The 16,538-nt window shown below is 50.6% G+C and carries 10 protein-coding genes and 1 pseudogene; 2 read left to right on the top strand and 9 right to left on the bottom strand.

The features are described 5' to 3' along the window. Positions 1–2: 2 nt before the first annotated feature. Both ACESZP_RS09935 and ACESZP_RS09940 read right to left on the bottom strand, forming a co-directional pair. Positions 3–2,282: an ATP-binding protein gene (locus ACESZP_RS09935; RefSeq protein WP_178039745.1), complete on the bottom strand. Its 2,280-nt coding sequence runs from the start codon at positions 2,280–2,282 to the stop codon at positions 3–5. A gap of 15 nt (positions 2,283–2,297) precedes the next feature. Next, on the bottom strand, positions 2,298–3,725 hold the full coding sequence (locus ACESZP_RS09940; protein WP_499708933.1) for an Eco57I restriction-modification methylase domain-containing protein: 1,428 nt from the start codon (positions 3,723–3,725) through the stop codon (positions 2,298–2,300). Positions 3,726–3,941: 216 nt separating this feature from the next. Here ACESZP_RS09940 and ACESZP_RS09945 point away from each other — a divergent pair, with 216 nt between their 5' ends. Continuing rightward, positions 3,942–4,898, top strand: coding sequence for a Gfo/Idh/MocA family protein (locus ACESZP_RS09945; RefSeq protein WP_499708934.1), 957 nt, complete (start codon positions 3,942–3,944; stop codon positions 4,896–4,898). 142 nt (positions 4,899–5,040) lie between these two features. Beyond that, complete coding sequence (locus tag ACESZP_RS09950) at positions 5,041–5,523, top strand: HD domain-containing protein (protein ID WP_499708935.1); 483 nt, start codon at positions 5,041–5,043, stop codon at positions 5,521–5,523. Between the two features lie 251 nt (positions 5,524–5,774). Here ACESZP_RS09950 and ACESZP_RS09955 read toward each other — a convergent pair whose 3' ends face one another. From ACESZP_RS09955 to ACESZP_RS09985, 7 genes and pseudogenes are all read right to left on the bottom strand, one after another. After that, positions 5,775–5,969, bottom strand: a complete 195-nt coding sequence (locus tag ACESZP_RS09955) for a DUF6472 family protein (RefSeq protein ID WP_178039742.1) — start codon at positions 5,967–5,969, stop codon at positions 5,775–5,777. 61 nt (positions 5,970–6,030) lie between these two features. Then, positions 6,031–6,519, bottom strand: a complete 489-nt coding sequence (locus ACESZP_RS09960) for a MarR family winged helix-turn-helix transcriptional regulator (RefSeq protein ID WP_499708951.1) — start codon at positions 6,517–6,519, stop codon at positions 6,031–6,033. A 393-nt stretch (positions 6,520–6,912) separates the two neighbouring features. Continuing rightward, positions 6,913–7,434 (bottom strand): annotated as a pseudogene (locus ACESZP_RS09965) (glycosyltransferase family 2 protein); the annotation flags it as partial. Positions 7,435–7,531: 97 nt separating this feature from the next. After that, entirely contained in the window at positions 7,532–9,730 is a 2,199-nt protein-coding gene (gene mutL, locus ACESZP_RS09970; RefSeq protein ID WP_499708936.1) for a DNA mismatch repair endonuclease MutL, read from the bottom strand. 4 nt (positions 9,731–9,734) lie between these two features. Then, a complete protein-coding gene (gene mutS, locus ACESZP_RS09975; RefSeq protein ID WP_499708937.1) occupies positions 9,735–12,341 on the bottom strand; it encodes a DNA mismatch repair protein MutS in 2,607 nt (868 codons plus the stop codon). A gap of 11 nt (positions 12,342–12,352) precedes the next feature. Further along, positions 12,353–14,101, bottom strand: a complete 1,749-nt coding sequence (gene pyk, locus ACESZP_RS09980) for a pyruvate kinase (protein WP_499708938.1) — start codon at positions 14,099–14,101, stop codon at positions 12,353–12,355. Positions 14,102–14,237: 136 nt separating this feature from the next. Beyond that, positions 14,238–16,484: a CotH kinase family protein gene (locus ACESZP_RS09985; protein WP_499708939.1), complete on the bottom strand. Its 2,247-nt coding sequence runs from the start codon at positions 16,482–16,484 to the stop codon at positions 14,238–14,240. Positions 16,485–16,538 lie beyond the last annotated feature (54 nt).

The raw sequence follows: 16,538 nt of genomic DNA on the forward strand, positions 1-16,538 counted from the left end.
CTCTACTTTTTCAAATATAACGTTATATAGTAGCCTGTTTCTGCGGTCGTGTTCCGGGATAAATCTATTTTTCCCTGGTAATCATCGACCGTATTTTTAACAATCCACAATCCCATGCCGGTACCGATTTTCTGTCCGGAAGCATCTCTTTTATCTGTTTCAAATACTTCCAGCGTTTTATCCGGGTTCATCTTATAAACCGGGGACAGACCGGCTCCGGTATCCGAATAATCTATTCGGATATATTCCTCATCTTCCGAAATACTCAGTTCTATCTTCTTTTCCTTTACCCGTTTTTTTTCAAACGAAGCTTTACTGTTTGAAATCAGATTCGATAATATCGTTTCCATTTCATACGGAAAACATCTGAGGTATACTTCCTTTTCTTTTCCTGCATACTCTATTATTATATGTTTGGACTGCAGCACTTTATTCCAGGAATCTATACCTTTTACAAAGAGAGCTGCTATATCTGTTTTTCGCCGCTTTCTTTTATCCTTCTTTACTGCCTCAATAGTCACCTGGAACCAGGAGTCAAATCCATCCCGAATAGTATCCGCTTCATTTATATAAGAAAGCGCCTCTTCCATATCTTTGTCTTTTTCCAGGGCCTCTTTCGCCATCACAATCTTAAGATTCAGTTTATGGGACAACGTTTTAAATTCATGGATACAGGTATTTGTGACAATTCCTGTCGTGGCCAGCATACGAAGCATCTTGTTTTCATTTTCCAGTTCTTCAATCTGCTCATCTTTCGCATCCAGAGCCTGCTTCGCCTGCTCCGCATCCACAGCAGTTTCTCCTGAAGGAGCCTGGTTCTGTTTTCCTTCCGCCTCCGCTTTTTCGCGCTCTTTCTTCTGTTGTGCTGCTTTCTGATTGATATCATCCTGGATTTTTTTTGCCGGATGCTTTTTATCATAGTCATCGCTGAAAATTCTGCTTATATATTGTCGATCTTTTTCCAGGATTCCCAAAATTCCCTGTAAAAACTCCTGAAGCAAAAGAAACTCCGGGGTCTCCATAATTCCTTCTCGATTTGACTGATCCGGCAGCATTACATTCATACGGGAAATAAATACCGATCCTAACATCTGATCCGCATTGACCGTCCACTTTCCTTTGCTGCCCACACCAGCCGGGGAAAGTGAATGGCGTCTGGACAGCTGAAGCCAGTCGTAGGCTGAGGTCTTCGGATCTCCATACGGCCTCACCCGAAAGTTATCTCTGTAAATCTTAATCCCGCCAAAGGTATCTCTTACATCGGTTCTTCCCGCAATGCTCTTCTGATAAAATTTTTCTCTGTCTTTTTTCGTCTGCGTCCGTTTTGCGAAATACAGCACTCCGCTGAATGCCCCCAGTGCCTTTTCCCGCGTCTTTTCTACTCCGGGCACAATCTCACCAAATGGGATTTCAAACGTCTGCGGAATTCCATGGAAATACGTTTTTTCTTTCTGCAATCCCAATTCCTTTAGGATCTTATCCTCATCCTGCCCAAATTCATACTCATTTCTCAGAAGCTTAATAGAAACCGGCTTCTGCTCATCTGACACCTGAAACTCTATCTTATAGTCATAAGAGAACGCCTCCAGATCACTGAAAACTTCCGCGTCCTCTATAGTCGTTTCATTATTAAAACAATAGATCTTATACACAGAAGACAGTTCATAGGGAATCAGGGACGCCAGGCTCTCTTTCAAGCCATGCAACAACTGTTCATTCCATTCATCGCGCAATTCCGTAAGTAAAAATATTGTACCATTCTGTCTCCATTTTTTCTCTATCAGTCTGCGTACCTGTGGATTACTACAGCTTTGGATAAATTCTGAGAACCCCATCGATGTCTCATCCAGTTCCGCTCCGATTTCCGTAATATTTCTTCCTTCCGAAAATGCCGTCCAATCTACCGTCCATAATAATTTTCCACTACTATTCCGGGTTCCTGTCAGCATCTGGCATTTATCCGCAATTCTGTCCAATGCAAACCGACCAATCCCCTTTTCACCTGTCTGAATGCGTCCTTCCCCCGATATATAATTTCCTTTTTTTGAAGAACGTCCGATCGTCATCCAGTGATTCTGAATGGTCTGCGCCGTCATGCCGCTTCCATTATCTGCTAAATAAAGTGCGTTTTGTGTTTCATCATAATAAAGAACGCAGCAGCTCGCATCCGCATCATATGTATTCTTTACCAGTTCAATCACAGCGCCTTCCAGCTTTGATACGTTTTCCCGGCCTATCAGTCTTGCTGTGTAAGCATCTACATTAAATGGAATTCTTGGCATAAATCCCTCCTGCACTTAGTCTGCATCTATCACATAGTTTTTAATATCATTCACCGAAATCCGGTAAGAAGTCGGGGTTGTCGAGGTACCGTGTACTTTTACATGCTCATAAAATTCTCTGCTTTCCAGAATTTCTTTTGCTTCTTCTAAATTCTTCTCACTTTCCGGTTTGCATTTAATGAAATAGCCCGCATACGGTACTGCGTCCTCCCCCGCATGATACACATGATTCTTTTTTGTGATAACCATCGGCATAATCAGCTTTTCGCCTTGTATCCGACCAATTGCCTGACTGCGTCCGTATTGAAACCAGAGCGCATTTTTATCCGCTTTTCGCTCTTTCAGCCTCTTTTTAAATTGTCTCATATATGACATCGCGTATGGAAAATATCTCTTGAATTCTTCTTCCGTATAACCTGTAGCCTCGCCTGTTTCCATACGATACGGGAAAATAATTTTATCCTTCTTCCCACTTTTTTTATTTAAACTCTTTGTACTTGCCGCATCCTTTACAAGTTCTTTTTCTATTCGGTATTTTCCTACTATATAATAAGGCTCCTGATAATCATACTCTTTAAGGACGAACGCCTCGTTCAGCAATGTTGCCACGCTGTTTGTCACTTCAAAATATTCTCCAAATCTATGGGCATTTCCTGGTGTTTCTCCTGATATTGTCCATTTTTTTCCCATTAAATCCGCTTTTCGGATTTCTATTTTCCGCCCTTCAGCCTCCAGATAATAGTCTGCCAGTTCCGGCTTCCGTTTATCATTTTCACAAATCAGGATAATTGATGATGTAATTGCATCCGGAAATATCGATATCGTACTATAGTCATGGATCTCTGTGACATAAGGCAACGCAAAATCGCGCAGACTTTGCGCAAATTTATTGGTCATGATACTATATGGAATCAAATAAGCCATCCTGCCCGCCGGCGCCAGATCTGAAATGCTCGCCTCCGTAAATGCATAGCAATAATCAAATCTTCCATATGCACAGGTACGATACTTTTTTTTCAATAATTCCCTCTGCATTTCATTCATATCATGATATGTAATGTATGGTGGATTTCCTATAATAAAGTCATAGATTCCTTCCTGTTGCTTCGTAAGAAAATCTTCATTCCTGACATTCCAGTTCACCTGGGTAATTCCATATTTTTCTGCCGTCTTGTCTAACCTGTCTATACATCGTCTTATGCATTTTTCATCTATCTCATATGCACAAATATCTCTCTCAAGTCCATTCCGTATCTCATCTGACGAACGCTTCTCTCTTTTTGCACTCTCAATGTAGCGAACGATGATCTCTTCTAAAATATTCCCATCACCACATGAATTTTCCAACACCCGTTTTCCATATAGCTGTCCTCTATAGCACACGTCATCCAGCAGTATTTTCACATATTGTAAAGGTGTGGGGATTTGACAATTCCCTTCCATTCATTTACCTCATCTCTTATCAACGTGTTTCTATCCATTCTTTTCATACCTATAAGTATACCACAGAATGAAGGTAATTCAAGAATGAATGCCTTCTAACGAATTCACAAAAGAAAATACTGCCATACCATTCTTGACTTTCACTCTCCAACCCTCTATCCTATAAATAGACCTGTTTTTACGTGACATCGGATTTTTCCGGGAAAGGAGTTTTTTATGAATCCTCTTCGTATCGGTATTTTGAGTACTGCCTCTATCGTACCGCGGTTTGTGAACGCTGCAGGAACTGTGGAAGGCTGTGTGGTGACGGCTATCGCTTCGCGGAATCTGGAAAAGGCCGCTGAGAAGGCGCGGCTCTGGCGGATCCCGCAGGCTTTTGGCAGCTATGAGGAGCTGATTGCCTCGGATCTGGTGGATATCGTCTATATTGCGACCATCAACAGCGAGCACGCCCGCTATGCGCGGCTTGCGCTGGAGCAGGGAAAGCATGTATTCTGTGAGAAGCCTTTCGCGCTGAAGCCGGCCGAGGTGCGGGATCTTTTTATGCTGGCCCGGGAAAAAGGGCTTTTTGTGATGGAGATGCAGAAATGTGTCTTTCTGCCGGTGGTGCAGGAGCTGAAAAGGCGCATTCAGGCCGGTGAATTCGGGCGGATTACTATGGCAGATTTTTCCAGCTCCTTTGACGCCGGTTACAATAGCTGGATGTTCGACGCTTCCAAAGGAGGCGGACCTCTCTTTTCCAACGCCAGCTACAGCCTGCAGCTGATGCAGTATCTCTTCGATTCCTTTGTAACAGAGCAGACCGGGCTCTGCACCCGCGCAGACAGTCCGGTGGAAAATCAGTTTGCGGCGGTGATGCGCATGGACAACGGCCTTATCTTCACCAACAAGACCAGCACGGCGGCGGATACAGTCCATGTGGGCTACCTCTACGGGGAAAAGGGCTATGTGGAGCTGCCGGATTACTGGAAAGCCCGACAGGCAATTCTGCATTTTAAGGGGCAGGAGCCTATAGTGCTTGACTATCCCTGCGACTTCGAGCTGCGTTATGAGTTGGAGCATGCCCTTAGCTGTATCCGGGCCGGGCTGACCGAGAGTCCGGTGATGACCGAAGAGATGTCTGTACGGGCCATAAAGACCCTGGACGCGCTGCATCGGAGCTGGAATCACTGAACCCAATACAGTTTTGAGATTGTTTAGAAAAACTTAACGCTTTTATCCTTGTATACAGAGGATTTCTGTGGCATACTGACAATTAGCCGGACAGTTTCCCTGAAATGTCCGATCAATCTTTTGTGTAAAGGAAGGAAAACCTGTGAAGGATTCTGTATATAAAGAAAAGCTGCTGTTGCACGGAAGCGATATTCTCGCCTCCGCCAACATGCAGCTGGAAAAACAATTTATGCAGCACGGAAATGTATCCGTCTTCGACCACTCGGTCGCGGTGGCCTGCACCTGTATCTGGCTGGCCGACCGGCTGCGTATCCGGGTGGATGAGCGGGCCCTGGTGCGGGGCGCGCTGCTCCACGATTATTTTCTCTACGACTGGCATGTGCCGGATAAGAGCCACCGATGGCACGGCTTCTTCCACGCCGGAAAAGCGCTTGCCAACGCGTCCCGGGATTTTACCCTTGGGAAAATCGAGCGCGACATGATTGCCCGCCATATGTTTCCGCTGAACATTACGCTCCCCCGCTACCGGGAAAGCGTGATTCTCTGCATCGCTGATAAGCTCTGCGCCACGGAAGAGACCGTGACCACCAGAAGCCAGTATCGAAAAATCAGTATACAGTATTAGTTTCGTCTCACGCCCACAAACACTGCGGCGGATCTGGGATGAAGCCGGTATTCCAAGCTCTTTCAGATAGGGAATTTTTTCCCGGATTCCGGCGAAGGTTCCCGGATTTTTTACGCCGGAAGAAGCGTCCTTCGTAAAGCCCCGGACATGAAGCTCGTAAATGATCAGATCCTGTATGGGCCTGACCGGATCGATGTGAGCGCCCCAGTCGATTTCCGTTCATCTGCCTGGCTCCCCTATCTTCTTTTCTTTTACATCTGATGTCTCACAATCCGGTACTCGTCCCCGTACTGGAAATAGGGACAGCCGTGGAAGCTGCCCTGGATGAAGAGGCGCATTTCGTCCTCGTCCAGGTCCATTTCGCAGACGTAGTAGCCGTAATCGTCGTCGTAGACGTAGTTGCCGCACATCTCGCAGTTGGTGGCCTTCGGCTTTTTCTTGGTCATGTGGATTCCCCCTTGTCTATTCTGAAAAATGGAATCTGCCTCTATCTTCCATTTTTTTACTCTAGTGTACAGGCGCAAGCACTTTCTGCATGTTCCGCTTCATTTTCTCGGTCAGGCGGGCGTACTGAATCAGGTCCTCTTCCTCGAAGCCTGCGAATCTGGCCTCGTCGTAGTCCCGCTGGACTGCCGCCAGCTCCCTTAAAATCGGCTCTGCCTCCGGCTGGAACATGACGCGTACCCGTTTTTCCGGGGCCTTACGCACCAGTTCGTCTTTTTCCCTGCTTTTTTCCTTCTTCTGGCGCACGGGCTTCGGCGTCGGAACGTCCTCCACCTTAATCAGCCCCCTCAGCACCAGCTTCTGAAGCTGCATGCTCAGGGCGCTTCGGGATACCCCCGCGAAATCCGCCAGTTCTTTTTTACTTACCGTATCGCCCTGATGGTTCAGGCACAGCAGCAGATAGGCCTCCACCGCAGTCAGATCATTTTTCAGGGCGGCCACCTCCAGATAGCGCTGCATCAGCTTCCGCTCCCGGTAAAGATCGGAAAGCATGCCCTCGCCCGCCAGAGCCGCAGCGCTGACGCCCGCCCGTTCGTCGCCCAGCTTCTTGGTGCCGGGCAGCAGCGGAATGCCCACCAGGCCATCGCTGGCCGCGTCCACCAGGAAACGGTAGAGTTGGAGACGGTTTTTCTCGTATTCTTCCTCGTTCCACACATGCTTATAGAAATTGTGGTAGTACTCAAAGACGCCCAGCTTCATCTGAATGGTCTTGGCCAGGCTGGTTCCCTGGGTGGTGACCAGAGAGCCTTTCCGCTTCACATAGTAGTAGATGGGCGCGCGCAGGGCCGTGATGCGCTCCGCGAAACGGATGTATTCCAGGTTGAACATAAAGTCCTCGCACCAGCTGATTTCCGCATTCATGCGAAGGGCATGTTCCTCAATAATGGAACGGCGATACAGCTTATTCCAGAGCACGCCGTAATAGTAATCCGCCGGGCTCTCCATCATATGGGCCGCAAACTCTTCAGGGCTCATGACGCCCTCTTCCTCGATATCACCTTTCCGGGATACCCGCTCGCCGACCACCCGGTAGAAATCCGCGATGACCAGATCGCAGTCGTTCTCTTCCGCCGCCCGCACCAGAAGCTTGGTGGAATCGGGCGTCATCCAGTCGTCGCTGTCCAGAAACTGAATGTAAGTTCCCCGGGCCTCGGACAGAGCCTGATTCCGGGCTGCTGAAACGCCGGCGTTTTCCTTATGGAAGACACACACGCGGGAATCAGACGCTGCGTAAGCGTCACACATGGCTCCTGATTTGTCTTTACTTCCATCATCGATGAGAAGCAATTCAAAGTCTGTATATTCCTGCCCCAGCACGCTGTCTACACAGCGGGCCAGGAAGTTTTCCGCATTGTATACAGGAATAATAATAGAAACCGCAGGGGTTCCCGCATTTTCTTCCTTCACAGGTTCATCCTCCTTTTGCGTCTGTACGCTTCTCTTCTGTCTCCGTAAATACTTCTTCCAAGACTACCGTCACATCGCACTACTATCTTTTCCATCTTTACACGATTCGCTTGAATTTCTTCTCAATCTCCTGCTTCGACATGGAGATAATCGTAGGCCGTCCATGGGGGCAGTTGTAAGGATTATCGAGGGTCAGAAGCTCCTCAATCAGTTCCTTCGCCTCCGCCGTGGACAGGCGCTGGTTACCCTTGACTGCAGCCTTGCAGGACATGGAAGCGATCTTATCCAGAATCATCTCTGTGTTTTTTCCGCTGACGTATTCCAGATCGTCTAAGAGCTCCATGAATAAGTCTTTTTCCGCCAGCCCGTACAGATTGGCCGGAACTGCGCTGACCGCGTATTCTTTGCCGCCGAAGGGCTCGATCTCGAAGCCCAGCTCCTGAAAATAGTCCTGATATTCGGCAAGCTTCGCCGCCTCCTGCATATTCAGGGTCAGGATCATGGGCGGGCTGACCATCTGGGACGTAATTTCCTTGTTCGCCAGCGTTTTGACCGTGCGCTCGTAGAGCACCTTTTCGTGAGCCGCATGCTGGTCGATCATGTAAAATTTATCTTCGAACTGCACCAGCCAGTAAGTTTCAAATAACTGACCAATGATGATAATGTCGGATTTTGTCTTGGGATTCAGGAGTCGGTGGTCGAAGAGATCCTGCTGCTCATATGCTGTGTCCGGGGCCTTCTCTATCCGCGCGGTGATATCGACTGCTTTCGGTGCTTTCACTGTCGCCGCTTCCAGCATGGCTGCCTGCTCCGGCTCTGGAGCAGCCACAACCGTTGTCTCCATGGCTTCGTTCTCTTTCCGAGTCACCCGGTACACGCCATCCTCCCGCAGAATCCCCGGCTCCACAGCACACTCCGGTACAGGTGTTTTCTCTTCCGCCTGTACCACCGGCTGTTCCTGCTGCCGTTTTTCTATCTTTGGCTCCAGCATCGCCAGCTCCTCATTACTGAAGATCGGATCATCCTTCAGCACTGGCTTCGCTTCTACCTGCTTCGCTATCTTCTTCTCCTCAAATTCCGCGTTGACCCGCTTTCGCATCTGAGCCATAAAATATTCCAGATTCCGCTCCTGCGGGGTCGGCGCTGCCTGAGGCTGTTGGGGCTTAGCCGGTTCCGGTTTTGCCGTAGCTGCCGCACTTCCCTGCCGCGCCAAAGCGCTGACCGGATTGATCTCATTTTCCAGAGCGGGCTTATCTTCCGCCTTCTTCACAGGCTCGTCTTCGTTAAGCTTCACCTCCGGAATCAGCTCCCGTCCCATAAGCCCCTGATGCACCGTTTCTCTCACGAACCGGTACAGCTGCTCCTGGTTAGAGAATCGTAACTCCATCTTCGTCGGATGCACATTCACATCCAGGAGCCCGCCGTCTATCGTAAAATGCAGCGCCGTAAACGGGTACTTATGCTGCATCATGAAGGTACGATAGCCCTCTTCGATGCCCCGGGCGATCACATTACTCTTAATATATCTTCCATTGATAAAATAGTTCTCAAATCCTCTGTTTCCCCTGGACACCGCCGGTTTCCCGATAAAGCCCGTAATCCGCACCGGCCCCTGCTCTGCGTCGATCTCCGCCAGATTGGCCGCGATCTCCCGGCCATAGATATGGTAAATCACATCCTTCAGGTTATGATTGCCCGAGGTGTGAAGCTTTGTCTGTCCATTGTTGATGAACTGGAAGGAAATGTCAGGACGGGACAGAGCCAGACGCTCCATCAGATCGCTGATATAACCGGCCTCGGTCATGGGGGACTTTAGAAACTTCCGCCTGGCCGGGGTGTTATAAAAGAGACTCCGCACCAGAAAGGTGGTGCCGTCCGGCGCAGCCATATCCTCCAGCTTCTTCTCCGCTCCGCCCTCGATGACATAGCGCACGCCAGCGTCCGCGTCCCTGGTCTTCGTAATCAGCTCCACCATGGCGATGGACGCGATACTAGACAAGGCCTCACCGCGGAATCCCAGAGAAGCCACATGAAACAGATCCTCCACCACCCGGATTTTACTGGTGGAATGGCGCAAAAAGGCAACTGCCACCTGGTCGCGGTCGATGCCGCTTCCATTGTCAGTCACCCGGATAAAGGAGGTGCCGCCGTCCCGGATTTCCACCGTGACCGCCGTAGCCCCCGCGTCGATGGAATTTTCCACAAGCTCCTTGACCACGGAGGAGGGCCGTTCGATAACCTCTCCCGCCGCGATCTGATCGATTGTTTTCTGATCCAGTACCTGAATATTTGCCATCCGATCACCACCTGTTCTTAATCTTGTTCTGCAGCCGATAGATGGTATTGAGCGCGTCCAGCGGCGTCATATTACCCAGATCCATGTCCCGGATCTCGGTAATGATATCGTCGTCCTTCACCGTATCGAAAAGGGAGATCTGCTCGGACTCCATGCTCATTTCCACCGGCAGGGCCTTCGGCTTCAGAGAAATATCCGCTTCGCTTAACTCCTCCACCAGCTCCTTTGCCCGGGCAATGACCGGCTCAGGCACGCCCGCCAGCTTGGCCACCTGGATGCCGTAGCTTTTGTCCGCGCCGCCCCGGATGATTTTCCGCAGGAACACGATGTCGTCGCCCTTTTCCTTGACGGCGATGCAGTAGTTATTCACGCCCGCCAGGGAGCCCTCCAGCTCGGTCAGCTCATGGTAATGGGTGGCGAACAGGGTCTTGGCCCCGAGAATCTTCGGATTGCTGATGTATTCAATGACCGCCCAGGCGATGGCCAGGCCGTCGAAGGTGCTGGTTCCCCTTCCGATCTCGTCGAGAATCAGAAGGCTGTTGCCGGTGGCGTTCCGTAAGATATTCGCCACCTCTGTCATTTCCACCATAAAAGTACTCTGTCCGGAAGCCAGGTCGTCGGAAGCGCCCACACGGGTAAAAATCCGATCTACGATGCCGATCTTCGCGCTGTCCGCCGGAACGAAGCTGCCGATCTGAGCCATCAGCACGATGAGGGCCGCCTGGCGCATGTAGGTGGATTTTCCGGCCATATTCGGGCCGGTGATGATGGAAATCCGTTTGGCGTTATTATCGAGATATGTATCGTTGGGAATGAACATGTCGTTATCGATCATCTGCTCCACTACCGGATGGCGGCCACCCTTGATGTCGATGATTCCCTTTTCGTTCATCTTCGGGCGCACAAAATGATTCCGCTCCGCCACGAAGGCCAGGGACGCGAATACATCCACCATGGCCACAGCCTTGGCAGTCTTCTGAATCCGCAGTACCTGGGAAGCAATATTGTCCCGCAGCTCGCAGAACAGGCCGTATTCCAGGGCTGTCAGCTTCTCTTCGGCCCCCAGAATCGTATCCTCCAGCTCCTTCAGCTCCGGCGTAATATAGCGCTCCGCGTTGGTCAGGGTCTGCTTGCGCATCCAGGTCTCGGGAACCATATCCTTGTAGGAGTTGGTGACCTCCAGATAATAACCGAATACTTTATTGTACTTGATTTTCAGATTTTTGATACCTGTCTTGTCCCGCTCCTCGGCCTCCAGCTTTGCCAGCCAGCTCTTGCCCTCGGTCTTGGCCTTCCGGAAGCGATCCACATCCTCATGATAGCCGTCCTTGATGATGTCGCCGTCCCGGATGGAGATGGGCGGATCCTCCTGAATAGCTTTTTCAATCATAGCCTGGATATCCGTCAGCGTATCCAGATCCTCCCGCAGCTCACAGAGAAGCGGAGAGGAAAAATCTTCCAGTAATGTGTGGATATGGGGCAGCATTTCCAGAGATGACCGGAACGCAATCATATCTCTGGGATTGGCCGTCTTATAACTGATACGGCCAATCAGACGCTCCAGATCATAGATGGGATTCATGTATTCCCGCAGCTCTTCCCGACTGATTACATGCTGATTCAGCTCCTCGATAGCCGCATGGCGCTTCTCGATCTCCGCCCGGTCAATGAGAGGCTGCTCCACCATGCCCCGAAGGGTTCTGGCCCCCATGGCGGTCTTTGTCTTATCCAGCACCCACAGAAGCGAGCCCCGCTTCAGCTTTTCCCGCAGGGTCTCTGTCAGCTCCAGATTTCTCCGGCTGGAGCTGTCGATGATCATGTATTTGCCGATGGTATAGGTTTTAAGGTGGGTCATATGGGTCAGGGGCTGCTTCTGGGTCTCATAAAGGTATTTCAACAGAGCGCCCGCTGCGATCATACCGCAGCTTAAATCTGTAAGGCCAAGTCCCGCAAGATTTGCTGCCTGAAAATGCTCCAACAGGGTATTTTTACATAATTCGTCGTCAAAATACCATGACTCCAACGGGTAAAGGGCGATATTCAGACGGAACTTCAGATCCTCCAGATCCACGCCGCTCATGGAAAATGCCTCGTTGCAGATGATCTCCGCAGGGGCAAATTTATTGATCTCATCCAAAAGCTTCCGCTCTGAATCCACCTCGGTCACCAGATAATCGCCGGTGGTGATGTCCGCTGTGGAAATCCCGTAACGATCGGACAGATAAACAATACACATCAGATAATTATTCTTCGTCTCATCGGCGGTGCTTAAGTTTGTACCCGGCGTCACGATGCGCACCACATCCCGGGCCACCAGGCCCCTGGCTTCCTTCGGATCCTCTATTTGCTCGCAGATGGCCACCTTATAGCCTCTGGACACCAGCCGGTTTAAGTATCCCTCTACAGCATGATAAGGAACGCCACACATAGGTGCGCGTTCCTCCAATCCACAACTCTTTCCTGTTAATGTCAGTTCCAGTTCCCGGGACGCGATCTTCGCGTCGTCGAAAAACATTTCATAAAAATCGCCCAGACGATAGAATAGTATGCAGTCCTTGTATTGCTCCTTGGTCTTCAGGTACTGCTGCATCATGGGTGTCAGTTCCGCCATGAATTATCCTCCTAGCTGTTGCTGGAAACGGTTCCGGTCTCCGCATCCACCTGTACCACAGCTCCGCTCTTCAGTATTTCCGTCGCGTTGGCCGCGTTCACAATAACCGGAATATCTAGGGTCAGGCCTACGATGGCCGCATGGGAATTGCTTCCGCCATGCTCCGCAATGACTGCCTGGGCGCTTTTGAGCTCCGGCAGCATCTCATTGGTAGTCTCCGGTACAACGACGATATCGCCGGCCGCGAAATTTTTCTTCAATTCCTCTGCGTCCTTCGCCACACAGATAGGGCCGCAGACCTTCTTCTTGGTATAGCCCTTACCTTTGACCAGAATCTTACCCGCTACCTGTACCTTGATCAGGTTCGTGGTTCCGGTCACGCCAAGGGGTACGCCCGCGGTCAGAACCGTCAGATCACCTCTGGATACCAGACCGGCCTCCTCTGCGGCAGCCACCGCGCTGTTGAACAGAGCGTCCGCGTCATCCTCCTTCGGGAGCAGCAGCGGCTGCACGCCCCAGTACAGGTTCAGCTGACGGCATACGTAATCATCCATACAGCAGCCGATGATCATGCAGCCCGGATGATGCTTGGCTACCATTCCCACAGTACGGCCGGACTTGGTGACCGTGATAATCGCCGACGCGTGCAGGTCCACGGCTGTGGTGCAGGTCGCATGGGAAACAGCGTTGGTGATATCGGTCCGATCTTCGATACTCCGGCGCTTGAAACGCTCGTCATAATCAATATCCGCCTCGGTACGCAGGGCAATCTTTACCATGGTCTTCAGGGCCTCTACCGGATACTGACCGGAAGCAGTCTCGCCGGACAGCATAATGGCACTGGTACCCTGGTAAATGGCGTTGGCCACGTCAGAGGTCTCCGCACGGGTTGGGCGCGGATTCTTCATCATGGAATCCAGCATCTGGGTAGCAGTGATAATCGGCTTGCCTGTCTCAAAGGCCTTGCGGATCAGCTTCTTCTGGATACTCGGCACCTCTTCTAAGGGAATCTCCACACCCATGTCGCCGCGGGCAATCATGACGCCGTCGGCCACGCGCAGGATCTCGTCCACATTTTTAATACCCTGATCATTTTCCACCTTGGCAATGATCTTGATGAAATTACAGTTGTTCTCTTCCAGGATCCGGCGGATCTCCAGAATATCGTCGGCAGTCCGGGTGAAGGAAGCAGCGATGTAATCAAAGCCCTCTTTCACCGCAAACAGAATATCGTCCTTATCCTTTTTACTGATAAACGGCATCTTCAGCTCGACGCCCGGCACATTGATACCCTTCTTATTGGAAACGGTTCCACCGTTCTCTACGCTGCAGATGATCTCTTTCTCGGTCACCTTTACAACCTTCAGGCCGATGAGACCGTCGTCGATCAGGATGGAATCGCCTTCCTGTACGTCTTTCACCAGGTTTTTGTAGGTAATGGAGACCTTTCCTTCATTTCCCAGCACATCCTCGGTGGTCAGCACGAAGGTCTGTCCCTTCTTCAGCTCTACCTTTCCTTTTTCAAATTCGCCGGTTCGGATCTCCGGGCCCTTTGTATCCAGAAGCAATGCAACAGGCAGCCCCAGCTCTTCCCGGACCCTCTTTACACGCTCCAGCTTTCCTCTCTGCTCCTCATGGGTTCCATGGGAGAAATTCAGTCTTGCTACATTCATGCCTGCCAGCATCAGTTCGCGAATCACTTCTTCGGATTCGGAGGCAGGTCCCAGAGTACAGATAATTTTCGTTTTTCTTAATTTCATAGTCATCTTCTTCTCACTCCTGTTTTCTTTTCTCTATCTTTTCCATTTTACCCGCCCATTATAACACCAGAAAAGAAGCGCCGTCAAGAAACGGCGCTGTAAAAGTTATCGAAAATTTATCTGTGTTTTTTTACCTTTATTTAACAAAATAGGCGTAATTGGAAATGGCGTTTGTATAGTCTCCCTCCGTCGTTCCATCCGGGTTCACAAGCCATTCCCCGTCCGCTCCCTTAAGCCGGGCCTGCGCCACGTTGCCGCCGGAGCGAAGCGCCGCGTTTGGAACTTCAAACACAGCTTTCCCATCCTCAAGGGACGCCGTATAAAAGTTTATGCCATTTACCTGCAGGGACACCGCCGTACCTTCCGGCACCTCTGTCTCCACTACAATCCGTACATTTTCCCGTTCGGACGTCTGATCCACTTCCGATATCCAGATCAGGCTGGAATTGGCATAATATCCGAAGGATTTCCGCAGGCTTTCTACGGACGCGAACTGCTCATCCATCCAGGACAGCCGTTCCTTCATAAAGCGCTTGAGCTCCGTAATTCCCTCGTCAAATTTCTGACCCTCGAAGGTCCCCATGCAGCCGCCCCAGCGGGCGTCGTTGGCCTTCGCTGCCGGACGTAATTTTTCCGCATACTGATCGATGGTTCCGCCGTCCCGGATCAGCTCCTCCAGCACGGTTTCCCTTATTGCCTGATACTTTTCCCAAAGCAACATCAGAAAATAAGGATCCCGAATCAGATAGCGGTTCCATTGTACTGTCTGGTAGTAAGCCTCGTTGGCATAGTAGGCGCTGGTGGTACACCACTCTTTTGTATACCAGGTGTTCAGTGTGTACATACTGTTGCCCCAGCCCCAGTCGTAATCCCAGGCCGGTCCCAGGGACCAGAGACCCTCCAGATCCTTATACAGATATACGCTGTTCTTCATGGCGTCCCAGTTCATGGTAAATTCGCAGAGCAGAAAATTCGTCAGAAGGGAATCCATATCTATCAATTCCGAATAATGCTTTCCGTCATTTTCACTGTCCTGATATTCCCGTTCTTTATAGGAGACGCCTTCCCGCGCGAACTGATTCGCGTAATTACAGTACCCCTCATCCACCACCTCGTAGTGGGAATCGGAATCGTGATAGCAAAAATCAGAAGAATGAAAGGCGTATTCCAGCGTCTGGATCTGCCTTTTTATCTCCGCGCGCAGGGTCTCGCTGGTCTCCCCGTTCTCCGGATCTGCAAATCCAATAGGCTCATGGTAGGCCGTCGTAAGCGTACTGTGGCGGTTTCTGGAATCCAGCTCCAGAAGCACGCCGCCTGTGGGCTCAGGAATTTTTTCTCCGTCCAGATAGTCTGTGACGGTAAATCGTGTGGGATAATCTGTGCCGTTCGCCGCGTTCCAGTCCGCCAGACCGGCTGACTCAAACACGCCCGTATCAATCCAGGACATATCCCGCTCCAGCTCCTGCTGCAGAACATTTCGGAATCCCTCCCGATAAGCCGCCGCGTCCTGCCCCGCAATATTCAGATCCTTTGCGATTCCCTTTGCGATCTGTTCCGCCAGTTCTCTCCAGTTATAGATATCGATCCGATTCTTCCCCACACGAATCTGTTCACAGAGCTGATAGACTCCATAATATTCCCCATTGTAAATCAGGGTCACCTGCCGGGAATCCATGAAGTACTCCGCTCCCAGATCGGCAGACAGGCCATAGGCCAGCTGATCCCGCAGCAGCGTGGAATCAATGGCATTGGCCAAAAGTACCCAGTGGCGCTTTTCTCCCATTCCCAACAGTCCGCTTTTTTCATCCAGATGAAGCTTGAAGGGTCTCTTCGGCAGCTCTGCCGTACTGTTTCCCCGCAGGTGAATGGTTCCGGTTCCCTGGTAAAGCTCTTCCGGGGAATAACCCGGGCCTTCCAGACTCACTTCCACCGCTGTGTCCGTCTCCTTTTCCACCTCTTCATAAGCCGTACCACTATTCAGGGACAGAACAGGAAGCACACTGAAATACCTGGAATCCTCATAGACGCTGCCATCCCTCAGCGTCACCTCCACCCGGATAAACTGCTCCACATCCTCCGCCGTCGGCGTATAACCGCACAGCTTTTTCTCCCGCAGCCGCTCTTCGCTTCCCGCATACCAGACGCAGCTTTTTACATCCCGATTGCCGATGTGGAACACATCCAGCTTCAATTCCCGTCCAGCCTCCACGCAAGAAGCCAGGATCTGGACATCTCTGTCCTTGTATTCCGTATAAATATGTTTGTAGACGCACATTAACAGAATCGCGCCCAGCACCAGCGCTCCATAGCGAAGCAGCCGGTAGGGTGAGCGCTTCCATTTTCCTGTCTTTATCTCCATCGTATTCTCCATCTGCAGCTTCATTTTCAGCAGGTTATTCTATGCTAACTATATATTATTACAGATTTTCAGTCAAAA

Origin of the sequence: Candidatus Dorea massiliensis AP6, assembly GCF_964245105.1 — a bacterium.
GTDB lineage: Bacteria > Bacillota > Clostridia > Lachnospirales > Lachnospiraceae > Laedolimicola > Laedolimicola intestinihominis.